The organism is Hyalangium versicolor, assembly GCF_020103695.1.
Classification (GTDB): domain Bacteria; phylum Myxococcota; class Myxococcia; order Myxococcales; family Myxococcaceae; genus Hyalangium; species Hyalangium versicolor.
The window spans coordinates 25,939-51,418 of sequence record NZ_JAHXBF010000021.1 but is presented as its reverse complement, the minus strand read 5'-3'; the positions used below and the strand labels follow the sequence as shown (position 1 = coordinate 51,418).

The following is a 25,480-nucleotide window of genomic DNA, read 5'->3' as shown; positions in this document are numbered from 1 at the left end:
AGCCAGGTGCCTACTTCTTCTTCTCGAAGGTGAGCGCGCCCGAGTTCATGCAGTAGCGCTGGCCCGTGGGCTCGGGGCCATCCGGGAAGACGTGGCCCAGGTGGCCGCCGCAGCGCGAGCACACCACCTCCGTGCGCGTCATGAAGTAGCTGTTGTCCTCATGCAGCTCCACCGCGGCGGGGGACAGGGGCTGCCAGAAGCTGGGCCAGCCGGTGCCGGACTCGAACTTGGTATCGGAGGTGAAGAGCGGCTGGCCGCACGCAGCGCAGCGGTAGGTGCCCGCTTCGTGGTTGTTCCAGTACTTGCCGGTGAAGGCGCGCTCGGTGCCCTTCTCGCGCAGGATGCGGAACTGCTCGGAGGTGAGCTGCTTGCGCCACTCCTCCTCCGTTTTGACGACCTTGTCTGGAGTGCTGGGAGCCTGAGAGGCCTTCTCGGCTGGCTTGGGAGTGCTCGCGGGCTTGTCTCCCGCACCCGCGGCGATGGCTACGAGGGGAACTGCCAGCAGGCCTGCCCACCACCACATGCGTCGTCGGTTCATGCTTCTGGTACGCATGAGTGGCGGGAAGGTTACTGCTGGCCCTCTGAGCGGAGGTACTACTGGGGTTTGGGGATGCGGTCCTCGTTCTGCCGGTTCACCATCCAGCCCGGGTACTCGGGGGGCAGAGCGGAGGCGGTGTTGAGGGCGGTGAGCTGCTCGGGGGTGAGCTTGAGCGCGGTGGCCTGGAGGTTGTCCTCGAGCTGCTCGGGCGTCTTCGCGCCGATGACGATCGTCGTCACGTGGGGCTGGTGGAGCAGCCAGGCCAGGGCCACGCGCGCCACGGAGGCGTTGTGCTCCTTGGCGATGCCGTCCATCACATCGATGACGTTGTAGGCGCGCTCCTTGTCCACGGGCGGGAAGTCGAACGAGGCGCGCCGGGCTCCATCGGGCCCCTGGCTGCTTCGGCGGAACTTGCCGCTCAGGAAGCCGCCGGCCAGGGGGCTCCACACCATGAGGCCCACCTGTTGGTCCTTCATCAGCGGGACGAGCTCGCGCTCGAGATCCCTTCCGGCGATGGAGTAGTAGGCCTGGAGGGACTCGAAGCGGGCGAGTTGGCGATGCTCGCTGATGCCCAACGCCTTCATGAGCTGCCAGGCCGCGAGGTTGGAGGCGCCCAGGTAGCGCACCTTGCCCTGGCGGACCAGATCATCCAGCGCGCGCAGCGTCTCATCCAGCGGCGTGACGATGTCGAAGCCGTGGATCTGGTACAGATCGATGTAGTCGGTGCCCAGGCGCCGCAGGCTGTTGTGCACCGAGTCCATGATGTGGACGCGGGACAGGCCCACGTCGTTGACCCCAGGGCCAGTGCGGCCGCGGACCTTGGTGGCCAGGACGATGTCCTTGCGCCGCGCGGCCAGGGCCTTGCCGAGCAACTGCTCGGAGAGCCCGTGGGAGTAGACGTCCGCGGTGTCGAAGAAGTTGATGCCCGCGTCCAGGCTGCGGCCCACGAGCTTGTCGGCCTCGGACTGGCCCTGGGTGCCGATCACCTTCCAGATGCCCTCGCCCCCAAACGTCATCGCTCCGAAACACAGCTCCGATACGTACAGGCCCGTGCGGCCCAGCATCCGATAGTTCATGTGTATGATTCCTCCTGGAAGACAGGCGGCGGAGGATTAACGCGCTCGGTGGCTCGCCGCAGGGGACTCGTGTCTCGGGGAGTCTGGGAGTGTGCGTTTCGGGGGGTGGGACCTGAGCGATGCGTTCTCGCGTCGACCGCGCCCCATGCTGGACGTGGACACAGCCCTGAAGGCTCAGTCCGAGTGCACGGGGCGGGGTGAGGCCTCTACGCGCTGGAGTTCGGCGCTCAGCCAGTCCCGGTACGGGTAGGTGCTCGTCATGGCCTCTCCCTGCCCGAGGTTCCGAGCGGAGATTCCCACGAGCACGGTCCCCTCGAGGCCTTCGCGCAGGCACGGTCCTCCGCTGTCACCGCGGTAGTGGTGGCCTCCGGGCTGCTCGATGCGGACCCTGCCGCCTGTGGAGTCCTGCATATCGATGACCCTGTTTCGGCTGGAGTGCCGCTCTCCATCGTAGACGCGAGCCAGCTCGTCATAGCCGGAGCCCACGATGACGACGGACTCGTTGGGTTGGAGGTCCTTGTCGGCAAGGGACAGCGGTAGGAACTCCTTGTCGAGAGGCTGTTCCAGGACGATGAGCGCCAGATCCGCGGTGCTGGACACCACCTCTTCCTGCGCATTCAGGAGCACGCGCAGCTCCGGGTGAGGGAGCACGGCGCCCGAGTGGGATTCCCTGTACGAGTACATGTCATTGCCCAGGGCCGAGCGCGGCTTGTAGACGGACGTCGTCGCCTGGGCCGTCTTCGCGCAGCCCGAGCCGTCGATGACGAACTGGACTCCACCCGCCTGGGGAGAGACCCGGCGCAGCGGACACACGCAGTGGCCCGCGGTCACCACGAGCCTGCGGCCGATGACGACTCCACTGCACACGCCTCCCTGCTCCTCGTCGAGCCCCGTGGTGACGAGGACTGAGGAGGGGTAGCGATTGATCACATCCACCTTGCCGGCCAGGGAGATCAGCCGGGTGTCTTCGGGCGAGTCGCGCAGCACTCCTGCAGTCGCGAGCCGCTCACGAGGCTGTGGCCGTGCCTGCTTCACGGCGGTGCCCGCTGAGGGCTTCCGAGTGGGGACACGCTCTCCTCCCGAGTCACCACCCAGGGTCAGCGCCAGGATCAGCGAGGCGCGGACGATCTGGACGAACAGGGAATCGGAATGTCCCGGTGGCCGCCAGGAGGGGCGACGGTGTGCAGTCCTCGCGCGGGGATGCACGAAAGGGGGTTCTTGCCATGGGACACGCGACATGACCTGCAGAGTAGGGCAGGAAGGACGTGTCCCGCAACGTTGTGCGGAAGGCAGTCTGGAGACAGGTCACCGCTTGGACCGGAACCTGGGAGCTTTCACACTCCGGACGCGCTTACTTCCCTTACGAGCCGAGGGTTTGTCTTCGAAGAGGTCTTGCACGGACTCGGTTGTCACCGCCTTGCGCAGCCAGACCTTGAGCTGCAAGAGGTCCTTGCAAGCCAGGATTTGCTGGCGGGCGGCGTCATCTACCTCGAGGCCCCGAGCATCGAGCACTTCGAACAGAGCAGCCCGCTCGCCTTCATGGAGGCCTTCCTGGAGTCCTTCTTTAAGGCCTTCCTGGCGCCCTTCTTGGCGCCCCTCCTGCCGTCCCTTCTGGAGGCCTTCCTGGAGCCCTTCCTGGAGCCCCTTCTCATGCCCTTGAGCCATCCACCGGCGGAACAGTTCGGTCTGCACTTCGTAAGTGCCACGCTGCATCAGCGCCTCCAAGGCTCCGCGGGCCGCCTCGCTCAGCGAGGACATTGCCAGGTCAACGTAAAGGCGGAACCGCTCCTTATCAAGGCCGCCCGCCGTACTCAGTACTGCCTGGATGATGGCCGGGCCCACCGCTTCGTGCCCGTGCGCCATCGCTGACAACACCGCCAACTCTGGATCCCGCGCGGCTGCCTGCTCATCCACAAGGATCGGAATGGCCTCGGGGCCTACCACCAGTGGCTGGAGCACGAATCCAGGATGTCCCAGCTCGATGGGTCGAGCACACCAGCGCGCCACTGCTTCGTCCGGCGCGACCACCAACAAGGCCGTGGGACAGTCCACCCGTGCGCGCAGGTTCGTCAAATACGACGGCCACGTCTTGCGCTTGTCTTCATCCCGCGACAGCTGCACCTCCACCACGATGGCGAAGATGGGCTTGCCGTCCAACAACAGCACCACCAGGTCCGCTCGGTACTCGGTAGGTACCACCTCGGTCAGCTCGGCCGACTCCACCCGAGCCTCCGAGTAGGCCGGCACCTCGAGGCCCAGCGCATCGTGCAGAAGCTCGGGCGCCAGCGTCGGACGGTTACGGAACAGGAGCACCAGCCCCTCATGCTGCATCGATACCATGGCTCAGCACCCTACAGGAGGGGTCTGACCTGGCAGGTAGTCCCGCGAGCACGCGGCCTCTCAGGGTGGGTTCCCTGTCCGTGGTCAGGGCGAACCGCGCACCGGCAACTCGTGGTGTCCGTGTCCCGGGCCTCCGAAAGTGCCGGGCCATGGTGCCTCCGCAGGCTGCAATCCCTTGAGCGGGAAACGCTGGAAACGCGAGCGGCTGTACGCGAACGGCGGATCACACTCGCCACATGTGCTCGCTCCATCCATGAGCACCAAGCTCTCCGGCCCAAGCTCGAACAGCTGCGGCAACGAGCGAGGCGTATAGGACAGCGCGCAGCGGAACGCCTCTGAACCATCCTTCGTCCTTACTCCCAGCAGCGTCGGCGTCTCCCCATCCGCCACGAAGCCCAGCACCATCGTGTCCACGCCCTCACTCCGGCCCGGTAGGGTCTCCGCCAACCGCAGCTCCTTCGACGCGAAGCTCTGCCCCTCCTCCAACCGGTACGTCCACGCCGGCGCCATTCCCGGCACCGTGTACCCGCTCAGCTCCGGAGACACGACGGCGCTTCCGCCCGGGTTCACCGTGGTCCCCGCGGGGCTCGGCACCAACACCTCCCGTGTCGCCACCGCTCGCCCCAACATCGGCAACGAGCCCACCTCCGTCCCATCCTCTATCCGCAGCGCCGTGGTGGAGCGCTCGGGCAGCAACAGCCCACGCACCATCCCCAGCTCTCCTCCACCCATGGGCAACGTCCGCCGCCACCGCTCCACGCCATCCGACGAGTACGCCATCACCAGTGTCGGCGCGCCCGGCTGCAGCGGCGCTCCCGAGTTCACCGTCGGCGAGAACGTCACGTACAGGTCCCCCGTCACATCCGACACCAACCCAAATGGGTGCGGGTGGTTGCACACCGACAGCAGCGGATCCGTGAGCAGCGTCGCCGAGACCAATCCCCCCTTCGCATCCAGCACCAGCAGGAAATACACGCGGCACAGCGTGCTCGCTTCCTCGCCCGCAGGATATGCCTCGAAGAGCGCCGCCAGCCGATCCGGCGCCATCACCGCCAGCCGCGCCATGAAGATCGTGTTGTTCGTCTTTGCCGCCAGGTCCGGCCGCGCCGAGGCCAGCTCGAAGCTCCACCTCGGTTGTCCCGTCCCCCGCTCCAGCAGCGACACCAACCCCTGCTGCGGATAGTCCATGCACAGCAGCCGTCCGTTCCACAGCATGCAGCGCCGCCCCGTGTCCCGGGCCAACAGTGGCGCGGGGCTCGTGGCATCGAGCATCGGATTGGCGAAGAAGCCCGACAGCGTCACGTTCCCATCGGGCCAGACCATCATGTCGTGCAGGTCGTGCTCGTAGACCTGCGCATCCAGGCTCCAGTCCGGCTCCAGCACCGTGGGAGGCGGGCGCGCGCACGCCGAGCCGTCACACCGGCCCTCGCCCTGGCACGGCGTCGAGGGCGCGCACACGAAGCCATCCGGCAGATCCCTCACCACGCACGCCCCATCCACGCACACGTCCGCGACGTCGCACCCACGCCGCGCTCCACAGAAGGAGCCGTCCGGCGCCTTCGCCAACCCGCATCCCTTCGCTGGATCGCACACCCCCACCTGGCACACCCCATCCCCCGGGCACGGTGGGGCCGGCACCGTCTGACACCCATCCAGCGGGTTGCACACGTCCGTTGTGCATGCATTGCCGTCGTCACACACCCGCGCGCGGCCCTTGCAGTGCCCCGCCTGGCAGGTGGCCTCCACCAGGCACGCGTTCCCCGGATCGCATGTCGCGCCATCCGGCAATTGCGTCTCCACGCACTTCTCCGTCGCCAGGTCGAAGGTGGAGCTGTGACACGCCGCCGGGACGGGACAGGCGGGGATGGCCAGGCCCTGGCCCGTCAGCGTCAGCGTCACCGTGCCGCCTCCCGAGGCCGTGCCCGTCAACGTCGCCGAGTACGGCCCTGGAGCCGCCGGAGCAAAGCGCACCCGCACCTCCACCTCCGTCGTGCCTACCTGATCCGGCAGCCCCTCCACCGTGAAGGGCGGATCCACCTGCGTCCAGGTGACTCGCAGCCCCGAGCGTCCCGCATTCAGCACCCGCACCGTCTGCTCGCGAGTCTTTCCCACATAGGTGCCCGGGAACGTCAGCTGCTCGGCCGACAGGCGCAGCCGGCCCTGGGCTCCCACCAGCGGCGGATCGTCATGGCAGCCCGCGCCGAGCATCGCCGCCGCGAGTCCCACCAGGAGGGGAACCCACACCGCCCCAGCCGCTGTCTTCGAGCATCCCATCCGTGAACCTCGTCCCAGGCGTATAGTCTCCAGAGCCGCCGCGCGCGAGGGCCTCAGCCCCCCTCACTCTCGCATGCCTGTTGGCCAGCCACTTCTCGTGGCACGAGGATTCAACATGGATCACTCCCCCTGTCCTGGAATCGCCATGCCCCTGCCTCGCCTGCTCCTCGTGCTCGCTGTGGCCAGCCTCGTCCTGCTCCCCCACGCGGCTCGTGCGGCCAGCCTGTCCCGGCAGATGACCTTTCAGGGACGCCTGATCCGAGCAGACAGCTCGCCGGAGACAGCTCCCCAGGATCTCCACTTCGCCCTCTATGCCACCGCCACGGGCGGCTCCCCGCTCTGGGAGGAGAGCCACCCGGCGACTCCCGTCACCAACGGCTACTACGCGGTGGTGCTCGGCGCCTCGACTCCCCTGCCCGCGAGCGTCCTCAATGGGCAGCAGCTCTACCTGGGCGTCTCCATCGTCGGCCAGTCCGAACTCACTCCGCGCCTGCCCGTCGCCTCCGTGCCTTACGCCCTGCGCAGCGAGGACAGCAACCTGCTCGAGGGCCGTGCCGCAGCCTCCTTCGCCAGCTCCAGCCACATCCACCCCGTGGCCTCCACCACAGTCGATGGATTCATGGACTCCGCGGACAAGGTGAAGCTCAACAACGCGCCCACCACCTATGGCAACGGCCTCAGCCTTGCCACCGGCACCCTCTCTGTCGCCTTCCCCACCAGCGGCGGCAACAACGGCACGGCCAACACCGCCGCGCGCTCCAATCACACCCACGCGCTGACGTGCACCTACCGCACCGCCACTGGCAACACCTCCGCGACAGTCTCCACCGCGTACTGCGCCACCACTGAAGTCCTCACCGGTGGAGGGTGCACCGACCTGGAGGCCAGCGCTGCCGGCGCGGGCATCACCTTCGGGCCCACCGGCGTCACCTCCACCCCCGGAACCACTCCCGGCGGACCCGGTTATGTCTGCCGCACGCACACCACCGTCTCTCCCACCGCCTACGCCATCTGCTGCCGCAACGTGCCCTGATCTCTTCCCTCGTGTCGGGTGCAGGTCTTTCGTTTCTTCAGCCCGAGGCGAGAGCACTGCGGACAAGTCCCCGGAATCGTTGATCCCTCTCCGGGTACACTTCTGGCATGGCTGGCAGATCATGGATCACGTCAATGTCACGGATTTCGCGGAAGCAGCCCCGAGGCCTCGAGCCTTCACCGTGCTCATTCCCCGAGCCCTGCAGCCGATCGTGAACGCCCTGCCCACGGAAGTGCGCCAGCAGGTGTTGTCCGAGCTGTTCCGCGTGGCGGCGCTCACCACCCAACAGCGTGCGGGCAACGTTCGCGGGTACACGTACGCCCTGCGCATGGAGGTGGCGGGCTGCGCGGTGTGCGTGGAGATGGATGACGCTCGCTCCCGGCTGATGCTCACGGGACTTCTCTTCAAGCGCCAGGACGCCTGAGCAGCAGGCTGTCCGGGAGGTGTCGGGGTTCCCTTTATGCAGCGCACCATGGGCTACAACGAGTCCCGGCAGCTCACGCTCCTCATCGAGCAGCTTCGAGAGAGCATTGGCGCCACGCCCTCACCCAATCCGCGGCTGGATCACGAGTTGGAAGAAGTCCTCGCACGGCTCCTGATACGCAACCAGCGGCTGCGCGTGCTGCACCGCCTGACACGCCGGGGCGGCTCCAACGACCACATCGAGGCCATGCGCCACGCGCTGGAGCAACTCGATGAACAACTGCTCCAGGAGCTGCCGATGCTGCTGGAACGCCTGCAAGCGCGGCACTGAGAGCAACAGCTCCTCTCTGGGGAGCGCCCTCCGCGCGGGCTCGGACCCAACCTGTAGGACAAGTGGACAGGTTGGCGCGAAGTGCGCCCGACGGGGGCTCTCGCTCAGAACACTCCGGGCTGAAGCGTGTGGGTGGCGCCCTTGAGCGTGGCACCGCCCACACCTCCGATGCTCCCCGGGCCCTTGTTCCCGAGCATACCGCCCGCGGGCGTGAGCCCCTGAGCCTCGCTTCGCAGCGGTCCCTCGCACCAGCCCGCCCTGCAGCCCTCGAGCCCCTGACACGCCCTGCCGGCTCCGCAGGCCTGCTCCACGCACGCGCCCTCCCGGCACACCTGCCCCGAGGGGCACGCTGTCACCGCCGCACAGGGATCCGTATTCACCAGGCACGTGCCGAAGCGGCAGAGCTCGCCCGAAGCACAGTCGGTGTCCGCCACACAGGCCAGGGCCTGGCATGCCCCCTCGCGGCAGACCTGTTGCGCCGGACAACGCACCGCCGTGCAACCAGAGGTGGGGACGCAGTGCCCGTCCGATCCACACCGCTCGGCCTGGTCACAGCTGTAGTCCCCCGTGCACGCCACACTCCGGCACGTGCCGTCCGCTCGGCAGACCGTCCCCTGAGGACACCGGACGCCCACGCAGTTGTCGAACACGCAGGCCGAGTCCGCGCAGCGCTCCGTCGGGTAGCACGCCGTCGAGCCCTGGGAGCAGGCCACCCGAGCGCAGGTGCCTCCCCGGCAGCGCTGTCCATCCGGACAGGAGACTCCCAGGCATGTCACCTCCACGCAGGACTCGCGCTCACAAACCTGGCTCGGGCCACAGACCGTACCTCGGCAGGTGGTGGCCAGACACCGACCCTCCACACAGGTCTGCGCCGTGGGACACACCACACTGGAGCAGAGATCCGGTGGCACCAGGGGCTCGGTCTTCTCGCACGCGGCCAGCACGAGCACCGCTCCCAATCCCAGCGCGAGACGGGCCAGCGTCATGGCAGCCGCTCCGTGCGATCCGCTGGCGGCAGCTTCAGCTCCGGCGGCTTCGAGAGCATGATGCCCGCCACCACGCCCGCGGCCACTGCCACTCCGACACCGCCCACCACGAACGGCCACACGGGCCGGTGATGCTCCTCGAGTTCTGGCTCCTCGCGCACGGGCTCCCGAGCTGCCGCCACTGCTGGCGGGGGTTCCTCCGTCGCATCGAAGCGAAGCGGGGCCGAGGCGCTGCCCTGCTCGAAGAGCACCCCCTGCGCCGAGTCGAGGGCCACCGCATAGGCCTCCACGGCTCGCACCGCGGAAGCCTTGGCCACCACCGGGCCCGGCGAGTCACTCTCCGTTGCCTGGAAAGAGGACTCCCCCGGTTGCCGGACGTAGACGGCCACCTTCGCCACCTTCTCCAGCGGGTTCTCCAGCACGGCCTCCACCTGGCCGTCCTGGCGGCGCACCACCTTGAGAACAGCCCGCGGCGTACCTCGCACCTTCTTGCGTGCCGCCTCGAAGGGCTTGCGAATCTTCGGCCCAAGCGAGCGGCTCACCTCCACATCGGGGTCCAGGGCCAGCAGTTCCTCGAAGTCGGCCTGGGCCTGCCGAGCCTGCCCCATGAAGGCCTTCGACAGCGCCAGACCCTTCCACGCCCGCAGGCGCTCGTCCCGGGAGCCAGGCTCACGCAGGGCGGCCTCGAAGTCCGCGGCGGCTGAGTCGAACTCCAGCGCCTCGAAGAGCCGCTCTGCCCGCACGATCGCCCGCTCCTCACCCGAGGGCGAGGCCGCACCGAGACAGAGCAGGAGGACCAGGGAGGCAGGCACCGAGCCCCCACTCTACCTTCGGCAAGCCCCGAGGCACCCTTTCCGGATCCGCTTCCGGCCCACCCCCCTTGCGCCGCCCCGTCCCTGTGCACACCTTCCCTCCCCAGGTGCCGACTTCCACTGCTATAGGTCTTAGAGAGTAGAGATCTAGTAGTAGTGATAGACGGTGGCGCGGACTTGGGGAAAAGTCAGCAAGCGCCCGCAATCACTCAAGAAACCCTGGATTTTCGCTTGTGGAGAAGTTGGCGTTTTTCCCCAGCGCCCCACAATGCCCCCGGCTCGTGACGATTTCTCCACAGGGGTCCGATTGTCGTCCACAGGACTCCCACAGGAAGGCCCTGCCTACACGGCGGCACCCCTCCTTCAGGTCAGGGAAGTGACTGTCCCCCGGCGGGTCCGGGCTATCCTCCGCGCCCATGGTCGCACCGGGAAAAGGGGCGCCGGTCGGGTCGTCGGATGACTTTTACCGGGGCGAGCAGATCGGCAAATACCAGGTCATCACCCAGCTCTCCGTGGGAGGCATGGCCGAACTCTTCCTGGGCTTCACCGCGGGCCCGGGAGGCTTCCGCAAGTACGTGGCCCTCAAGCGCATCCTGCCGGATGTGCGCAGCAACGAGACCTTCAAGCGCATGTTCCTGGACGAGGCGCGCATCACCGCCGCCTTCAACCACCCGAACATCGCCCAGGTGTACGAGTTGGGGCAGGAGGAGGACGGGCTCTACCTGGCCATGGAGTTCATCGCCGGGCAGAACCTGGATCAGCTCACTGCCGCCTACCGCCGCCGGCAGGAGCCCATCCCGCTGGGACTGAGCCTGGCGATGGTCCGGGACGTGTGCCTGGCGCTGCACTACGCGCACACCTTCACGGACCCCTCCGGCCGGCCCAGCCCCATCGTTCACCGGGACGTCGCCCAGAAGAACATCATGGTGACGTACGACGGAGTGGTGAAGCTGCTGGACTTCGGCATCGCCAAGGCGCGCAACAGCCTGGAGCGCACTCGCGCCGGCACGGTGAAGGGCACTGCCGGGTACATGTCTCCGGAGCAGGTGCGAGGCGAGCCGCTCGATGGCCGCAGCGATGTGTTCTCCGTGGGCGTGGTGTTGTGGGAGCTCGTCACGGGGGAGCGGCTTTTCGCGGGGAAGACGGAACGCGACGAGATGGTGAGCATCCTTCGCTCGCCCATCTCTTCTCCGAGCCACCCCTTGGAGCCCGTATCCGACAGCCTCGCTGCGGTCATCCTCCAGTCACTGGAGCGCGATGTGAAGAAGCGCTTCCAGAGCGCCAAGGAACTGGCGCGCGCGCTGGAGCAGGTCGCGGGCACCGAGATGTTCGACACGGATCGCCGCGCCGCGGTGATGCGCGAACTCTTCGAGAAGAAGATGATGGCCACGCGCTCGCTGCTCGAGAGCGCAGATGCGGCGGCGAGCACCCAACTGGAGGAGGAGGCGGTGGAGGTGAAGGAGCCTCCCAGGAAGAAGGCCCCTGCTCCTGCTCCACCCCCCCCGGCACAGCCCGAGGTGGAGGAGAAAGTCTCGAACGTGCAGGTGGACACGGGGCTGAGCGAGGAGGTCCGCATCCCGAGCACCCGCGTCCTCCCGAAGACATCCCAGGACGAGGAGCCAGGCTCCAGCGGTGGCAAGACGCTGAACACCGTGCTGTGGGTCGCCGTGTTGGTGAGCGTGGTGCTGGGAGGTGGCTACCTGGTGCTGACGCTGACGCACAAGCTGAACGAGGATGTACAGCCCCTGCCCACCGTGCCGGCCTACTCCGACCCTCGGCTCAAGGCCTTCCCCGAGCCCGACCAGCCCACGCCTCCAACGGCCGCGGCGAGCGACGCGGGAACGGCTCCGAGCAGCTCGGCGGTGGCGGACGCCAAGGGAACGCAGGACGCCAAGGACGCCAAGGACGGCGAGGACAAGCCGTCGAAGTCCAAGCGGGTGGCACAGGGGAAGATGACGCTGATCATCAACCCGGAGGCCCAGGTGTTCCTCGGCAAGAAGTCGCTGGGGAAGACGCCGCTGTTCAACACCCCACTGCCGGTGGGGACCAACCTGCTGCGCATCGTGGGTCCGGACAAGAAGCCGCGCGTGCTGTCCGTGCCCATCGAGGCGGGGAAGACGACGATGCACCGATTCTCTCTCACCGACATTCCCGAGGCCCACTGAGATGGCACCCCTGACGCTCGGTTTCCTGATGGACCCGCTCGAGCTGGTGCGAGTGGATCACGACTCCACATTCGCGATGATGCTCGAGGCCCAGCGGCGCGGGCACACCGTGCGCTACTTCGAGCAGGGCTGGTTGGGCTTCGGAGGCACCTGCGCCGAGGCCCGGATGCGCACCGTCACCGTGCAGCGGGAGGTGGGCCGTCACTTCCAGGTGGTGGAGGAGTCGGTCCGGCCGATCTCCAGCCTGGACGTGCTCTTCATGCGCAAGGATCCGCCGGTGGACGTGGACTTTCTCCACGCGACCCAATTGGTGGAGCTGTGTTCCGGCAAGCCTCCGGTCTACATCAACAGTCCGCAGGGCATCCGGGACGCCAATGAGAAGCTCTTCGCGCTGAACTTCCCGGACCTGATGCCTGAGACGTGCGTGTCTCGGGACAAGTCCGTGCTGACGGACTTCATCCTCCGGCACCCCGCGGGCACCATCCTCAAGCCCATCGACGGCTTTGGGGGCAAGGGCATCCTCTTCGCCGCTCCGGGCGATCGCAACGCGCGCTCCATCCTGGAGATGGTCACCAACCAGGGCCGCGAGGCCGTCATCGCCCAGGCGTACGTGCCGCAGAGCCGCCAGGGAGACAAGCGCATCATCCTGGTGGACGGAGAGCCCGTGGGCGCGGTGCTGCGCGTGCCCTCGGAGGACGATCACCGGGGCAACATGGCCGCCGGCGGCAAGCCCGTGAAGACAACGCTCACCCCGCGGGAGAAGGAGATCTGCGCCAAGCTGAAGCCGAAGCTCCTCGAGCGAGGACTGCTTCTGGTGGGCATCGACGTGCTCGGCGACTACCTCACCGAGGTGAACGTCACGAGCCCCACGGGCCTGGTGGAGATCGACGCGCTGGATGCAACCAACGTCGAGGCGCACGTCATCACCCTGGCAGAGCGGTTGGCCGCGAAGCATCGGTGAGTGATTCGCGCGAAGAGCCCGGCTCCGACGAGACGCTCGACTCCATCGGCACGGCCGGCGTGCGCGTGCTCCAGCGCCGGGGCGGTTATCGCTTCAACCTGGATGCCGTGCTGCTGGCCGCCTTCGCCGCCTCGGAAGGCGCTCCGGAAGGAAGCGTCCTGGAACTCGGCGCGGGCAGTGGCGTGGTGTCCTTCCTTCTCACCCGGCAGTTCGGCCGCTCCCCCGTGGATGCGCTGGAGCTGCAGCCCGCTGTTCATGGCCGGCTGGTCCGAGGCGTGGCCCTCAATCGCCTGGAAGGCCAGGTCCGTCCGCTGCTCGGCGATCTCCGCGAGGCCAAGGCCCTGCTCCCAGCCGGTGCCTATACCCTCGTCGTGTCCAATCCTCCCTTCCGTCCCCGAGGCGCCGGCATGCTCAGCCCCGACGAGGAGCGCGCCCTGTCCAAGCAGGAGTTGGCGTGCGATGCCGCCTCGGTCGTGGCAGCGGCTCGCCACGCACTGGCTCCCGGGGGTGGCGTCAGCCTGATCTACCCGGTTGACCGGCTGACCGAGGTCCTCGGCCTGCTCACCGCCACTCACCTCTTCCCGCGCGTGCTGCGCTTCCTTCACGCGAGGGTGGGCGCTCCCGCCACCCGCTTCCTCGCTCATGCCTTGAGAAACAGTGATCGCGGACTCACCGTGCGTCCCCCGCTCATCGTCCACGGCGAGGGCCCTGGCGGCTATGCCCCCGAGGTAGCGGCCTTGATGGATCCGCCCCGGGTCGAACGCGATACCCCGGAGGGGTGATGCAGACCCAGCGCGTTCCCCCGAGATGAATCCGAAGGGCGTCTGGTGTTACGTCTACCGTGCCGTTACAATTTTACCGCCGGCCCGCCAGGAGAATTGATGAAACCCCATCCAGAACAGGCATTCTCGTCTGAGAAGGATGGACCTCGGGGTGAGCTGGCTGGGTTCTCCGCGCTGGAGGTGGTGGAGTCCCTCGAAGAGGCTTTCCTCGCGGTGGACGAGGCGCTGCGCATCCAGGCCGTGAACACGCCGGCCGAGAAGCTGCTGGGAATGCCGCGCTCGGCACTGGTGGGGGCCTCGCTGGACTCCATCTTGGATGGGCAGGCCCTGTCGCCCGCGGTGCTCGAGGGCTGCCAGCGTGCCTTCCTCGAGCCCGAGCCGCTGCGGCTCATCGGCCATCGCGCCTCGGTGGATCAGTGGCTGGAGATCCGCCTACGTCCCCAGCGCGGGCAGGTGTGGCTCTTCCTGAGGGATGTCACCCAGGAGCACAAGACCGAGGAGCGGCTCCGGGACTTCGAGCAGCAGCAGTCGGTGCTCCGCTATGTCATCGCCCACGTGCCTCACGCCATCTTCTGGAAGGACCGGCAGGGGCGGCTGCTGGGCGGCAACCAGAACTTCATGAAGGACGTGGGGGTGGACTCGCTGGAGGTGCTCGTCGGCAAGACGGACTACGAGCTGTGCTGCACGGCCGAGGAGGCCCATGCCATCTCGCGCATCGACAACCAGGTCATGGAGAGTGGCACGCCCATCCTCAACCTGGAGGAGCCCGTCCACCTCGCCTCGGGCGAGCAGCGCACCCTGCTGACCAGCAAGGTGCCGCTCCGGGATGACCGAGGCGATGTCGTCGGCATGGTGGGCATCTACGCGGACATCACCGAGCGCAAGCGGATGGAGGTGGAGCTCCAGAAGGCCAAGGAGGTCGCCGAGACCGCTGCCCGCACCAAGGACGAGTTCCTCACGGTGATGAGCCACGAGCTGCGCACGCCGCTCACGTTGATCCTGGGTCCGCTGGGGATGCTGCTCTCCGTGCGCTCCAGTGAGCTGTCGGAGCGCGCCCGCGTCGATCTGGAGCGCATCCACCGCAACGCCGAGCGGTTGTTCCGGCTCGTGGACGACATCCTGGACCACCAGAAGGTGGAAGCGGGCCAGATGAAGGTGAACTGGGAGCCCACGGAGGTGACTCCCCTCACCGCGGCCATTATCGAGGATGCCCGTTCGGCGGCCGCCTCGCGCGACATCGAGGTGCGCTTCGAGGCGGAGGCGAACCTGGGCGCTTCCCCTCTGGACCGGCGCAAGTTCGAGAAGATCGTCCTCAACCTCCTGGGCAATGCCCTCAAGTTCACCCCCGAGGGAGGCTCCATCTCCGTGGCCCTGCGAGCCCTGGGGCCGCGGCTCGAGCTCTCGGTGAAGGACACGGGCCCTGGTATCCCCAGCTCCAAGCAGGGGCTGCTGTTCCAGCGCTTCCAGCAGATCGACAGCTCCGCCACGCGCAAGTACGAGGGCACCGGCATGGGGCTGGCGATCGTGAAGGAGTTCGCCGAGCTCATGGGCGGTCAGGTCGCCGTGGAGAGCGAGCTCGGCGTGGGTTCGCGCTTCATCGTCTCCCTGCCGAGGAACGCGGATCAGCTCGTGCCTCGGAGCCTGGAGATCATGCCCCCGGCACGCACGAGCCATGGCTATCGCGCGCACCTGACCCCCGCGCCGATCCCCATCCACCCCGCGCCTCGAAGGACCGTGGGCTCGGTGCCGCGCCTGCTCATCGCCGAGGACAACGCCGACATGCGGGCCTACCTCGCCAATCTGCTGGCCGAGGGTTACGACATCGAACTGGCGGAGAACGGCAGGCAGGCCTGGGAGGCCGTGCAGCGGCAGCGGCCGCACGTGATCATCTCGGACGTGATGATGCCCGAGATGGATGGCACCGAGCTGGTGTCCCGGCTCAAGGCGAGCGAGCAATTCCGGGACATCCCCGTCCTCATGCTGACGGCGAAGGCCAGCCGCGAGGAGGTGGTCGGCGGCCTGGAGGCAGGAGCGGATGACTACCTGGGCAAGCCCTTCGGTCCCGCGGAGCTCAAGGCCCGCGTGCGCGCGGCCGTGCGGCTGCACGACTTCTACCTGCAACTGCACAAGCGCACGGGCGAGCTGGAGACCGCGCTGCGCCAGCTCCGCGAGACGCAGGAGCAGTTGGTGATCAAGGCCAAGATGGCGGCGGTGGGGACCCTCGTGTCGGGGCTCTGCCACGAACTCAACAACCCGATGGCCGCCATCCGGATGAGCATGGAGATGATCTCGCGCTATCCGCTCGATGGGGAGGCACGGAGGCAGGCGCTCGACGTCATCGACCGCCAGTCACGGCGCTGCGCGAGCCTGCTGAAGGCGCTCATCGAGTTCTCCAGCCGTCCCGCCGTCATCCACCTGTCCTGCGAGGTCCAGTCCGTGGTGGAGCGCGTCATCGAGCTGGCGCGGCCCGAGCTGTCCCGGAGAGGCCTGCGCCTGGAGCAGCGGCTGTCCGGCGCCGAGCCTCCCTGGGTCCACGTGCACGCGGTGGAGATGGAGAACGCCCTGCTGTGCGTGGTGAGGAACGCCTTGGAGGCCAGTTCGCCCGAGGCCACCGTGACGATCGAGGCCCGGGCCCTGGCGAGAGAAGGAAACCCGGGGGTGGAGGTGACGGTGAGAGACACCGGGCCGGGGATCCCCGACGAGCTGCTCTCCCGCGTCGTCGAGCCGTTCTTCACCACCAAGCCGCCCGGAGAGGGCATCGGATTGGGCCTCTCGCTGGCCCATCGTTTCATCGAGTCTCACGGAGGGAGTTTGAACATCGAGAGCCAGGTCGGTCACGGGACGGCGGTGCGCATGTGGCTGCCCGCTGCTCCTGTCAGTCAGCCGTCCCATGTGTTGGGCACGGAGGTTCGGGTGCTATGAACGTCGTGAATTTCTGGGACGAAGAGACCACGATGACGCGCAAGCATGGCGAGCGCATCCTCGTGGTGGATGACGAGTTCGACGTGCGCGAGGGACTGGCCAAGCTCCTCGCCATGGAAGGGTACGACGTCGCCACGGCGGAGAACGGGACCCGGGCGCTCGAGCGGGCCCGAGCCGCGGAGTTCGACCTGGTCCTCACGGACCTGCGGATGCCGGGGATGAGCGGTGTCGAGACGCTCGTGGAGCTGAAGAAGCTCCAGCCGGACGTGATGGTGATCGTCGTCACGGGCTTTGCCTCCGATGCCACCGCCGCCAACTGTGTGCGCGAAGGGGCATATGACGTCGTCCACAAGCCGTTCGATCTGAACCAGCTGTTGAGCCTCATCGAGAAGGCGCTCGATACGGGCAAGGGCGCTCGTCCGCTCCCCACTTGAGCGTCCGTTCGACTCGGCTGGCAGGTTTCTCTCGGGAACGAGGGCATCTCCGTAATATGCGCGCGACATGCCTTCGCCCGTCCTTCTGCTGTTGATGCTCGCCGCCGTCCCGGATCCTGTTTCCCCGCGCGAGGCCCCCGCGCCTGCCGCCGCGGACTCCCAACCTGCTCCCCCCGCGGACCCCGCTGCCACGGGAGCGGATGCTCAATTCGCCAAGGGCGTCGAGGCCCTCAAGGCCCAGGATGCCGAGGCCGCCATCGCCGCGCTCTCCGCCTGCGTCGAGGCCGCGCCTACTCGCGTGGACTGCCGTTGGGAGCTGGGCTGGGCGTACTCGCTGCGGCACCAGTGGGCGGAGGCGCTCGCGCAGTGGAAGGAGGTCCAGAAGCTGAAGCCGGACCATCCGGATCTGGAGAACGCGCTCTCGCAGGCCTCGGCGCAGGCCGCGCTTCAGGAGAAGCTGGCGAAGCCTCCCGAGCCCGAGAAGCGTCCGGCACCGCCTGCCGAGGCTCGGGTGCGCATCCGCGCCACGGGAGATGTGATGCTCGGCACCACGGTGCCCGAGGGGCATCTGCCTCCCGAGGGCCCGGATGGAGTCATCACCGGTGTGCGCTCGTTGCTGGAGGACGCGGACCTCACCTTCGTGAACCTCGAGGGCCCGCTGTGCGATGGAGGTACCACCAACAAGTGCCGCTCACCCAAGGGCTGCTATGCGTTCCGCTCGCCTACGGCCTACGGGCAGGCGCTGAAGGATGCGGGCGTGGACGTGGTGTCCACGGCGAACAACCACTCGGGTGACTTCGGCGAGGAGTGCCGGCGCGAGACGGAGGGCACCCTGGACAGGTTGGGCATCGCCTGGAGCGGCCCGCCGGGCAGTGTCGCCACGCTGGAGCGCAATGGCCTGCGCATCGGCCTGGTGGCATTCCACACGTCCGCCTCGTGCAACCACCTCAACAACCTGCCGGTGGCGAAGGAGTTGGTGCGCGCGGTGGCGGCCACGCATGATCTGGTCATCGTGTCCTTCCACGGTGGCGCCGAGGGCGCCAAAGCGGTGCACGTGCCGCCCGGCAAGGAGAAGTTCATGGGCGAGGACCGGGGAGATCTGCGCGCCTTTACTCACGCGGTGGTGGATGCGGGGGCGCACCTGGTGCTGGGCCACGGTCCGCACGTGGCGCGCGCCATGGAGTTCTACAAGGGTCGGCTCATCGCCTACTCGATGGGCAACTTCGCCACCTACGGGCGCTTCACCCTGACAGGCGCGCAGGGGCTGGGCATGGTGCTCGAGGTAGAGCTGGACCGGGCTGGGCGCTTCCTCTCGGGCCGCATCCTCCCCACGCGGCAGCAGGGCGAGGGCCTCCCCGTGCCGGATCCGAAGAACGGCGTCATCTCGCTGGTCCGCAAGCTGACGTCCCAGGATTTCCCACAGACGGGTGCGCAGATCAGTGAAGACGGCACACTCGCTCCGCGTGGGAAGGCGGCCGTGACCTCTCAGTAAGGCGCGCCGTAGTGCCTGCCTGCTCGGCACACTGCTGAGAACAGAATCGTGAAGTCCAACTGCTTCACGAGAGCGCCCTGAATGATTGGGGCCCCAAGAGTGGGAACGGGGCCCACCGCGCGCATGTCCGAGGCTTGGGTTACAAGGGATATCGCCGTGCCCGCACTTCGCCTCTCGCGCTTCTCCTCGCTCCGGGCCTTCGAGCATCCCGGATATCTCCCGGTCTGGACCGGGTCGTTGGTCTCCAACATCGGTACCTGGATGGAGACCGTGGCGCTGGGCGTGTACGTCACCCAGGTGACGGGCCGCGCCGAGTGGACGGGCGGTGTGGCGGCGCTCTCGTACCTGCCGGGGCTGGTGCTGTCGCCGGTGGGTGGCGCGCTGGCGGATCGCTTCGACAGGCGGGCCTACGTGGCGGTGGGAGCGGTGGGGCAGATGGTGCTGGCCGCGCTCATCACGGTGCTGGCCTTCACGCATCACCTCAGCGTTCCGCTGGTGGCGGTGGCCGCGTTCCTCAACGGCTGCATCAACATGCTGACGGGCCCGGCCTACTCGGTGCTGCTGGCCGAGCTCGTGCCGCCCGAGGATCTGCACAGCGCGCTGAGCCTCAACTCCGCGCAGTTCAACCTGGGGCGCGTGGTGGGCCCGCTGCTCGCTACGTTGGTGCTCGCCATCGGTGGCATCGAGTGGGCACTGCTCATCAACACGCTCTCCTTCGTGGGGGTGCTGGCGGCGCTGTCGAGGCTGCGTGCGCCGACGAACACGAGCACGTTCGTGCTCAAGGGCCTGTGGAAATCCCTGTGGACGGACATTGCCCGGGGCGTGGATGTGGCTCGGAAGGATGCGGGCATCTCGCTGGTGCTGGCGAGCACGCTCATCGTGGCCCTGTTCGTGGCGCCCTTCATTGGCTTGGTGCCGGTGTTCGCCATCCGGGTGTTCCACCAGGGCGCATCGGCGGCTTCGTTGCTCGTCACGTGCCAGGGGTTGGGAGCGGTGGTGGCGGCGGTGGGGGGTGGCGTGTTAATCGATGCCTTCGGGCGCAAGCGCGTGCTGGAAGGGGTGACACTGGCCCTGGGTCCGATCGCCGCGCTGTACTGGCTGTCGCCGACGCTGGTGTTGGCGGCAGTGAGCATCTTCCTGCTGGGTGCGGCCTACATGACGTGCCTGACGGGCATCCACACCGTCTGCCAGGCCCGAGCGCCTCGGGAGCTGCGGGCGCGCATGAGCAGCCTGTACGGCATGGTGCTCAACGCTGGGTACGCGCTGGGCGTGTGGCTGCAGGGTGCGCTGGCGGACCGGGTGGGTGTGCGCTTCATCACCGTGTCCTCCGCGGTGTTCTTCCTGGCGCTGATGGTCACGCTGAAGCTCCTGCGGCCGCGCAGCTTCGACGCCACCGAGGCGTGAGACGCTGGGCCAGGCTGGAGGGGTTGCCGGGTGTTGAGAGGCTGGCACGGGCCCTGAGAGAAGCAGTAAGAGGGTTCACCCCTTCCTCAGGCGCATATGCCCAAGAGCCTCCCAAAAGAAACGGTGCCCCGACTGCACCTGAGCAGCGTCAAGGTGGAGCGCTTCAAAGCCGCGTTCAAGCCCGAACCCGTGCCGTTGCGTCCCTTCAATCTCGTTCTCGGGCGTAACGGTTCTGGCAAGAGTACCCTCCTCGAGGCGCTCCAGTGGGTGGATGGGACGCTCAGGCATGATGCTGGCACTGCGCTCGGGAGGTACTTCGGCATTGCTCCCGTCGTGAACGTCCGCTCTCAACAGGCGTTCTTTCAGTTGGGCTTGACGTGGAAGGTCGAGAAAGAAGGCGACCTGGCGTACCGGGTCAAGGTGGTCCAGCGCCGTGATGGAGTCACTCCGCTCATCTCCAGCGAGTCGCTGGAACTTCAAGCCGGCAGAAGGAAACGCCCCCTCATCACCACGGTCTCGGAAGCCAATGTCCGTAAGGACCGACCCGGTGTCCGGCTCGTCTATCCCAAGGAGCCCCGCTTCACGCGTGAAGTGAGCGACCCGGATCGGCTCGCCCTGGGCCAGGCAGCCAATGTGGGTGTCTTGAATCCAGGTCTCGATGACCGCCTCATCATTCCGCGGTCAATGCTTTCTGGGAGAACGCGGTCTTCCTCCGATTGAGTACGAGTCGGCTCGCGGCAGGATCGCTCGCGAAGCGGAAGTCCTTCGAGCCGCTCCTCGACGAGGAAGGCACCAATCTGCCTGCGCTTCTGAATGAGCTGAACAGGGACCAGCTCGCGGACCTGGTCGAACGCTTGAAGAAAGTGTTGAGTGGCATCGAGCAGGTCAAGGTCTCCAAGCCGAGGGCGGGTCAGCAGGAGAACGTCAATTACGCATTGAAGGAACGGATGCCCTACCAAGGGCGAAACGGTTCATCCCTGTTCGACATCCCTTCATGGATGCTCTCCGAAGGGACACGGCGCATTACAGCCATTTTCGCGTTGCTCGCTCACGATCCACCGCCCTCACTGCTGTGCATCGAAGAGGTGGAGAACGGGCTGGATCCCTGGACGATCGTCACAGTGCTCCAGGCGCTGAGGTCGGCCGTCGATGCTGGGACTCAGGTCATCATCACGTCCCACTCACCCTGGTTGATTGATCAGGTCGACCTGCAGGACATCCTCCTCGTCGAGCGGGTGAAGGGGACGACGCAGTATCGGAGGTTCGCGGACAAGGAGGAGGCGAAGCAGTTCGCCAGCGACGTTCCACCCGGGGCACGGTATGTCAACCTCGAGTAAGGGCCGGGACTTGCGCCTCGTGCTCTTCGTCGAGGGGACCACGGGCTCGGCCCTGCAGGCACTCTGGGGGGAAGAGATTCCGAAGCAGCTGGGCTTGTTGCCATTCGACCGGGTCGTAGGCTTCACCAAGGGCCACCTGGTGGCGATGAGCAACGAGAACATGAAGTTGAAGCACCGGACGAGCACGATCCTCGTCGGCTTCGACCAGCTTCTCGCTCGTGAGCTAGACAAGAAGACGTTCGATTGTGCCGTCGTGGCTTGGGATCTCGTCCCCGCTTGGGACAGCGGCTCCGATGCCAGCGCATGCCGCTGGAAGGAGACGCTGCTTCTTTACGAGGGACTGGCTCGAAGCAAGGTGGTGCCGGAGGTGTGGAGTGACCGAGCACGCGACCGGCTCGAGGAGTTGCGCTCACGGGCAGAGCCCTCTCACCGTTCCAGGCTTCCTCAGCCAGCGCCTCAGACCGTGCTGGGCGTCTGCATGGACCCTGAGTTCGAAGGATGGCTGCTGAGCGAAGCGGGCGTGAAGTCGGCACTGGGACTGAATCCTCTCAAAAAGTGAGGCTGCCTCTCGGGCGGGCGAGCAGGAGCCCGTCTGTCCCCGGGAAGCTTGGTGCGTGGCGCGGCCGCTCCGAGATTGAGCCTCGGAAGCGCGGGTCCTCCGCGCTCGGATCGAGGAGACCCACCATGAGCAGCCGGAAGTATGACCCCCTCAAGGGCGGCAAGGAGGCCTCCCACAAGCCCCCGTTCGCCAAGGACCGTGTCGAGCGCGGGCTCGAGGCCGATGACACCAAGCCCCTCTACGCCGACGAGTCCAAGCACGACACCCGTGAACTGAAGTTCGCCTTCGACAGCGACGCTCCGGCAGGCGGCGACGTGCCGGACATCCGCAGCCCCATCGACGAGGCCGATGAAATCGAACGCGAAGAGCGAGGCCGTCAGAAGGCCGAGGAACGCGAGAGTTAGCTGACCGGAAAGCAAGCGGCCCAAAAAGCGAAGCGCCGGAGCCCCGAGGGGAACTCCGGCGCTCGAATACAACCAGGGTCTGCGCCGCTACTTCTTGTCAGCCTTGGCCGGAGCCGGGGCCGGAATGCCCGCGCCCGCCACATCCACCGGCACGATCTTGCCCAGGTTCAGCGGAGCCGCCTGCTTCTGGAGCACGTCCGGATCTCCAACAAGGATGATCTGCATGGTCGACGGGTTCAGGTACGCCTCGGCCACGCGCTGCACCTCGGCCGGGGTGGCCTTCTCCAGCCCGGCGATCTGCCGGGAGAACTCATCCATCGGCAGCCGCTTGAAGAAGAGCGAGGCGGCGTTGGCACCCACCCACTCCACCGTCTCGAAGACACCAGGGAAGGAGCGGATCAATCCTTCGCGGGCGGACTCCAGCTCCTTCGAGGTGATCGGCCGGGTCTTCACATCATTCAGCTCGCGGACGAACTCCGTGATGGAGGGTCCCGTCACGTTGGCGCGCACCGCGGAGTAGGCAGTGAGCGGACCCACGCCCAGGCGCGCGTCGGAGTTGGCACCCGCTCCGTAGGTATAGCCCTTGGCCTCGCGCAGGTTCATGTTGAGCCGGCTGCCAAAGAAGCCGCCGAACACGGTGGTGGCCAGATCCAGCGCATACTCATCCGAGTGGCCCGCGGCCACGCCAGGACGGCCCACCATGATGAAGGTCTGCTCCAGGCCGGGCTTGTATACGACGTGCAGCGCCTCGCGAGGAGGAGCCGGAGGCGTGGGGGGAGCCGCAGGCAGCACGGCCTCTCCCTTCCAGTCTCCGAAGTACTTCTTCGCCCACGCCAGGGCCTGCTCCTGGGTGACGTCGCCCACCACCACGAGGGCCGCGGCCTTGGGGCCCACGCTCTTCTGGTAGAAGCGCTTCACATCCTGCAGGGAGACCTTGTCCACGGTGGCGGGGACGCCCGACACAGGGTGGCCGTACGGATGGTCCGCGCCGAACACGGTCTGCGTATAGGCCTGGCTGGCCAGGAACATGGGCGAGCCCATCCGCCGCACCAGATCCGCGAGCTGCTGCTTCTTGCGCCGGTCGAAGTCCTTCTGCGCGAAGGTGGGCCGGCGCGCCACGTCCGAGAGCAGCGCCAACGCCTTGTCCGCCTGGCGCGTCAGCAGGTGCACGCCGACAAGGGCGCCATCCTGGTTGACGGACACAGCGGGCGACACGCCCAGGTCCGCGAAGGCGTTGTCCAGGGTGATGGTGTCTTTTCCCCCAGCACCCTCGAGCAACATTTTATAGGTGAGGTCCGCGGTGCCGCCGAGGCCCACGGGATCCTGCGCACTGCCGGCGGCGAAGGCCACGCCCAGGAACACGAGCGGGAGCTCATGGCGCGTGCTGACGATGACCGTGAGGCCGTTGTCCAGCTTCGACTGGGAGAAGACGGGCAGCACCAGGTCAGGCGCCTTGCCGGGGCCCGGCATCTTCGCGCGGAAGGCCTCCGAGTCCTCCGCCTTGGGAGCCTCGGCCTGGGGCGCGGGCGGGGTGGAGGCTTCGGGCTTTGCCTCGGACTGCGAGGTGGTGGCGCACGAGGCCAGCGCGAGGAGGGACAGAGCGAGGAAGAGGCGGCGCATCACTTGTTCTCCTTCGGGGCGGAGGGGGACTGCGGCGGCGGCACGGCGTGCAGCACCACGCGCGCATCCGGGCGCAGCATGTCATTGGCGTAGCGCTTCACGTCGTCCAGCGTCACGGCCTGGTAGCGAGCCAGGTCCTGCGCCAGGTAGCTCGGCTCGCCGACGAACTGGTTGTAGTTCTGGAGCACGTCCGCCTTGCCGCCAAAGCCGCCCACGGACTGGAGTCCGGAGAGCATCCGCGTGTCATAGCGGGTCCGCGCGCGGTTGAGCTCCTCCTGGGTGATGCCGTTCTTGCGGATCTCGTCCAGGACAGCATCCACCTCCTTCTTCAGCGTGTCGGTGGAGACGCCGGGCCGCGCCACCACCTCGATGGAGAACACGGACTGGGCGGCCATGCTCTGCTGGCTGGCCTCCACGCTCTGGGCGATCTGCTTCTCCAGCACCAGACGCTTGTAGAGCCGGCTCGCCTTGCCGGTGGCCAGCGCATTGGCCAGCACGTCCGCGGTGGCATCTCCCTCGGTGAGGTAGGGCGGGCTGAGCCAGGAAATGGTGAGCATGGGCAGGGTGGCCACCGTCTCGTCATGGCGGATCACCGTCTCGCCCGTGAGCTTCACCGGCGCCACCTGGGGCTTCTCCGGCTTGGGGGTGCTGGGCAGGCTGCCGAAGTACTTCTCCACCAGGGCCTTCGTCTTCGCCACGTCGAAGTCTCCGACGATGGTGAGCGTGGCGTTGGTGGGCGAGTACCACTTGCGGAAGAAGCCCTTCACATCCTCCACCGTGGCGGCGTCCAGGTCCTCCATCGAGCCGATGACTTCCCCGTGGTACGGGTGCGGCAGGGGGAACAGGGCGTGCCACAGCTTCTCGTTGGCGATGCCATAGGGGGCGGCCTCGGTGCCCTGGCGGCGCTCGTTCTTCACCACCTCCTTCTGCGTCTCCAGCTTCTCCGGGGTGAGCGCGTCCAGCAGGTAGCCCATGCGGTCGCTCTCGAGCCAGAGCGCCGTCTCCAGGTGGTTGCTCGGCACGGTCTCGAAGTAGTTGGTGCGATCGAAGCTGGTGGTGCCGTTGAGGTCCGTGGCGCCAATCTGCTCCAGCAGCGAGATGTGCACGTCATCCGCCACGTTCTTCGAGCCCTGGAACATCATGTGCTCGAAGAGGTGGGCGAAGCCGGTGCGGCCGGGGGACTCGTGGTAGGCGCCCACGTGGTACCAGATGTTGACGGCGACGATGGGCAGCTTGCGGTCCACCGAGAGAATGACTTCCAGACCGTTCTTGAGCTTGTACTTCTCGTAGGGAATGGAGAGCGACTCGCGGCCGGGCTCCAGCGGCTTCGCCTCCTGGGCGAGCGCGGGCAGACCGAGCGCAAGGATGACGGCGGCGACGAGAGCTTTCATGCGCGGCGTGAGCCTCCTTGACTCGAGGCGAGCGCTTAGCACGTGCCATCCCCAGGGTGGGGAAGGATTCCCTGGGAGCGTGAGGGTGTGAGCAGGAATTCGCCGGTATCAAGGATGCGGGAGTTGAGCGCTCGCGTGCCCGCCTGGGCAGTTGTCAGGCGAGGAAGGCGGGAGTGTTGGGGAAGGAACAAGGTTG

The 25,480-nt window shown here is 67.2% G+C and carries 23 protein-coding genes; 14 read left to right on the top strand and 9 right to left on the bottom strand.

Going from position 1 to position 25,480, the window contains the following annotated elements:
* Nucleotides 1-10: 10 nt before the first annotated feature.
* The 5 genes from msrB to KY501_RS36605 form a co-directional block, all read right to left on the bottom strand.
* Nucleotides 11-538 carry a peptide-methionine (R)-S-oxide reductase MsrB gene (gene msrB / locus KY501_RS36625; protein ID WP_309243026.1) on the bottom strand — a complete coding sequence of 176 codons (528 nt, stop codon included), beginning with the start codon at nucleotides 536-538 and terminating at the stop codon, nucleotides 11-13.
* A 56-nt stretch (nucleotides 539-594) separates the two neighbouring features.
* Nucleotides 595-1,614 (bottom strand): aldo/keto reductase, encoded by a 1,020-nt coding sequence (locus KY501_RS36620; protein ID WP_224368517.1) that lies wholly within the window; start codon nucleotides 1,612-1,614, stop codon nucleotides 595-597.
* Between the two features lie 174 nt (nucleotides 1,615-1,788).
* On the bottom strand, nucleotides 1,789-2,820 hold the full coding sequence (locus KY501_RS36615; protein WP_224368516.1) for a trypsin-like serine protease: 1,032 nt from the start codon (nucleotides 2,818-2,820) through the stop codon (nucleotides 1,789-1,791).
* Between the two features lie 99 nt (nucleotides 2,821-2,919).
* Nucleotides 2,920-3,954, bottom strand: a complete 1,035-nt coding sequence (locus KY501_RS36610; RefSeq protein WP_224368515.1) for a FliH/SctL family protein — start codon at nucleotides 3,952-3,954, stop codon at nucleotides 2,920-2,922.
* A gap of 84 nt (nucleotides 3,955-4,038) precedes the next feature.
* A complete protein-coding gene (locus tag KY501_RS36605; protein WP_224368514.1) occupies nucleotides 4,039-6,228 on the bottom strand; it encodes a tenascin-X in 2,190 nt (729 codons plus the stop codon).
* Between the two features lie 115 nt (nucleotides 6,229-6,343).
* On the opposite strand from KY501_RS36605, the gene KY501_RS36600 reads away from it, so the two are divergent.
* From KY501_RS36600 to KY501_RS36590, 3 genes are all read left to right on the top strand, one after another.
* Nucleotides 6,344-7,261, top strand: a complete 918-nt coding sequence (locus KY501_RS36600; protein ID WP_224368513.1) for a DUF8740 domain-containing protein — start codon at nucleotides 6,344-6,346, stop codon at nucleotides 7,259-7,261.
* Nucleotides 7,262-7,382: 121 nt separating this feature from the next.
* Nucleotides 7,383-7,685 carry a hypothetical protein gene (locus KY501_RS36595; RefSeq protein WP_224368512.1) on the top strand — a complete coding sequence of 101 codons (303 nt, stop codon included), beginning with the start codon at nucleotides 7,383-7,385 and terminating at the stop codon, nucleotides 7,683-7,685.
* 36 nt (nucleotides 7,686-7,721) lie between these two features.
* Complete coding sequence (locus tag KY501_RS36590) at nucleotides 7,722-8,015, top strand: glycosyltransferase family protein (RefSeq protein ID WP_224368511.1); 294 nt, start codon at nucleotides 7,722-7,724, stop codon at nucleotides 8,013-8,015.
* 104 nt (nucleotides 8,016-8,119) lie between these two features.
* Here KY501_RS36590 and KY501_RS36585 read toward each other — a convergent pair whose 3' ends face one another.
* Nucleotides 8,120-9,001: a hypothetical protein gene (locus KY501_RS36585; protein ID WP_224368510.1), complete on the bottom strand. Its 882-nt coding sequence runs from the start codon at nucleotides 8,999-9,001 to the stop codon at nucleotides 8,120-8,122.
* The gene (locus KY501_RS53750; protein WP_304608682.1) at nucleotides 8,998-9,813 is read right to left on the bottom strand and encodes a tetratricopeptide repeat protein; all 816 of its coding nucleotides are present in this window, start codon (nucleotides 9,811-9,813) and stop codon (nucleotides 8,998-9,000) included. The genes KY501_RS36585 and KY501_RS53750 overlap by 4 nt, the downstream gene beginning before the upstream one ends.
* A gap of 416 nt (nucleotides 9,814-10,229) precedes the next feature.
* Between KY501_RS53750 and KY501_RS36575 the strand changes: the two genes are divergently transcribed.
* The 11 genes from KY501_RS36575 (at nucleotide 10,230) to KY501_RS36525 (ending at nucleotide 22,273) form a co-directional block, all read left to right on the top strand.
* A complete protein-coding gene (locus KY501_RS36575) occupies nucleotides 10,230-11,978 on the top strand; it encodes a serine/threonine-protein kinase (RefSeq protein ID WP_224368509.1) in 1,749 nt (582 codons plus the stop codon).
* A gap of 1 nt (nucleotide 11,979) precedes the next feature.
* On the top strand, nucleotides 11,980-12,939 hold the full coding sequence (gshB, locus tag KY501_RS36570; protein WP_224368508.1) for a glutathione synthase: 960 nt from the start codon (nucleotides 11,980-11,982) through the stop codon (nucleotides 12,937-12,939).
* Nucleotides 12,936-13,721, top strand: coding sequence for a tRNA1(Val) (adenine(37)-N6)-methyltransferase (locus KY501_RS36565; RefSeq protein ID WP_224368507.1), 786 nt, complete (start codon nucleotides 12,936-12,938; stop codon nucleotides 13,719-13,721). The genes gshB and KY501_RS36565 overlap by 4 nt, the downstream gene beginning before the upstream one ends.
* Nucleotides 13,722-13,820: 99 nt before the next feature.
* A complete protein-coding gene (locus tag KY501_RS36560) occupies nucleotides 13,821-16,643 on the top strand; it encodes an ATP-binding protein (protein ID WP_224368506.1) in 2,823 nt (940 codons plus the stop codon).
* Nucleotides 16,640-17,077, top strand: a complete 438-nt coding sequence (locus tag KY501_RS36555; protein WP_224368505.1) for a response regulator — start codon at nucleotides 16,640-16,642, stop codon at nucleotides 17,075-17,077. Before KY501_RS36560 ends, KY501_RS36555 begins: the two co-directional genes overlap by 4 nt.
* Before the next feature lie 67 nt (nucleotides 17,078-17,144).
* Complete coding sequence (locus KY501_RS36550) at nucleotides 17,145-18,569, top strand: CapA family protein (RefSeq protein WP_224368504.1); 1,425 nt, start codon at nucleotides 17,145-17,147, stop codon at nucleotides 18,567-18,569.
* Between the two features lie 156 nt (nucleotides 18,570-18,725).
* Nucleotides 18,726-19,973, top strand: coding sequence for an MFS transporter (locus tag KY501_RS36545; protein WP_224368503.1), 1,248 nt, complete (start codon nucleotides 18,726-18,728; stop codon nucleotides 19,971-19,973).
* Nucleotides 19,974-20,096: 123 nt separating this feature from the next.
* Nucleotides 20,097-20,693, top strand: coding sequence for an AAA family ATPase (locus KY501_RS36540; RefSeq protein WP_224368502.1), 597 nt, complete (start codon nucleotides 20,097-20,099; stop codon nucleotides 20,691-20,693).
* Nucleotides 20,690-21,310: an AAA family ATPase gene (locus KY501_RS36535; protein WP_224368501.1), complete on the top strand. Its 621-nt coding sequence runs from the start codon at nucleotides 20,690-20,692 to the stop codon at nucleotides 21,308-21,310. The genes KY501_RS36540 and KY501_RS36535 overlap by 4 nt, the downstream gene beginning before the upstream one ends.
* Nucleotides 21,294-21,869 (top strand): hypothetical protein, encoded by a 576-nt coding sequence (locus tag KY501_RS36530; protein ID WP_224368500.1) that lies wholly within the window; start codon nucleotides 21,294-21,296, stop codon nucleotides 21,867-21,869. Before KY501_RS36535 ends, KY501_RS36530 begins: the two co-directional genes overlap by 17 nt.
* Nucleotides 21,870-21,994: 125 nt before the next feature.
* On the top strand, nucleotides 21,995-22,273 hold the full coding sequence (locus KY501_RS36525; protein ID WP_224368499.1) for a hypothetical protein: 279 nt from the start codon (nucleotides 21,995-21,997) through the stop codon (nucleotides 22,271-22,273).
* A gap of 87 nt (nucleotides 22,274-22,360) precedes the next feature.
* On the opposite strand, the gene KY501_RS36520 is transcribed toward KY501_RS36525, so the two are convergent.
* Together KY501_RS36520 and KY501_RS36515 are read right to left on the bottom strand one after the other, a co-directional pair.
* Nucleotides 22,361-23,893 (bottom strand): M16 family metallopeptidase, encoded by a 1,533-nt coding sequence (locus tag KY501_RS36520; RefSeq protein WP_224368498.1) that lies wholly within the window; start codon nucleotides 23,891-23,893, stop codon nucleotides 22,361-22,363.
* The gene (locus KY501_RS36515; RefSeq protein WP_224368497.1) at nucleotides 23,893-25,284 is read right to left on the bottom strand and encodes a M16 family metallopeptidase; all 1,392 of its coding nucleotides are present in this window, start codon (nucleotides 25,282-25,284) and stop codon (nucleotides 23,893-23,895) included. The genes KY501_RS36520 and KY501_RS36515 overlap by 1 nt, the downstream gene beginning before the upstream one ends.
* Nucleotides 25,285-25,480: the final 196 nt, after the last annotated feature.

Excerpts from the sequence above, each read along its gene's own strand:
- KY501_RS36575 (WP_224368509.1), top strand. The coding sequence starts at position 10,230 with ATGGTCGCACCGGGAAAAGGGGCGCCGGTCGGGTCGTCGGATGACTTT.
- KY501_RS36525 (WP_224368499.1), top strand. The coding sequence starts at position 21,995 with ATGAGCAGCCGGAAGTATGACCCCCTCAAGGGCGGCAAGGAGGCCTCC.
- KY501_RS36550 (WP_224368504.1), top strand. The coding sequence starts at position 17,145 with ATGCCTTCGCCCGTCCTTCTGCTGTTGATGCTCGCCGCCGTCCCGGAT.
- KY501_RS36530 (WP_224368500.1), top strand. The coding sequence starts at position 21,294 with ATGTCAACCTCGAGTAAGGGCCGGGACTTGCGCCTCGTGCTCTTCGTC.
- KY501_RS36560 (WP_224368506.1), top strand. The coding sequence starts at position 13,821 with ATGAAACCCCATCCAGAACAGGCATTCTCGTCTGAGAAGGATGGACCT.
- KY501_RS36610 (WP_224368515.1), bottom strand. The coding sequence starts at position 3,954 with ATGGTATCGATGCAGCATGAGGGGCTGGTGCTCCTGTTCCGTAACCGT.
- KY501_RS36620 (WP_224368517.1), bottom strand. The coding sequence starts at position 1,614 with ATGAACTATCGGATGCTGGGCCGCACGGGCCTGTACGTATCGGAGCTG.
- gshB (WP_224368508.1), top strand. The coding sequence starts at position 11,980 with ATGGCACCCCTGACGCTCGGTTTCCTGATGGACCCGCTCGAGCTGGTG.
- KY501_RS36595 (WP_224368512.1), top strand. The coding sequence starts at position 7,383 with ATGGATCACGTCAATGTCACGGATTTCGCGGAAGCAGCCCCGAGGCCT.
- msrB (WP_309243026.1), bottom strand. The coding sequence starts at position 538 with ATGAACCGACGACGCATGTGGTGGTGGGCAGGCCTGCTGGCAGTTCCC.
- KY501_RS36515 (WP_224368497.1), bottom strand. The coding sequence starts at position 25,284 with ATGAAAGCTCTCGTCGCCGCCGTCATCCTTGCGCTCGGTCTGCCCGCG.
- KY501_RS36600 (WP_224368513.1), top strand. The coding sequence starts at position 6,344 with ATGGATCACTCCCCCTGTCCTGGAATCGCCATGCCCCTGCCTCGCCTG.
- KY501_RS36555 (WP_224368505.1), top strand. The coding sequence starts at position 16,640 with ATGAACGTCGTGAATTTCTGGGACGAAGAGACCACGATGACGCGCAAG.
- KY501_RS36605 (WP_224368514.1), bottom strand. The coding sequence starts at position 6,228 with ATGGGATGCTCGAAGACAGCGGCTGGGGCGGTGTGGGTTCCCCTCCTG.
- KY501_RS36590 (WP_224368511.1), top strand. The coding sequence starts at position 7,722 with ATGCAGCGCACCATGGGCTACAACGAGTCCCGGCAGCTCACGCTCCTC.
- KY501_RS36585 (WP_224368510.1), bottom strand. The coding sequence starts at position 9,001 with ATGACGCTGGCCCGTCTCGCGCTGGGATTGGGAGCGGTGCTCGTGCTG.
- KY501_RS36520 (WP_224368498.1), bottom strand. The coding sequence starts at position 23,893 with ATGCGCCGCCTCTTCCTCGCTCTGTCCCTCCTCGCGCTGGCCTCGTGC.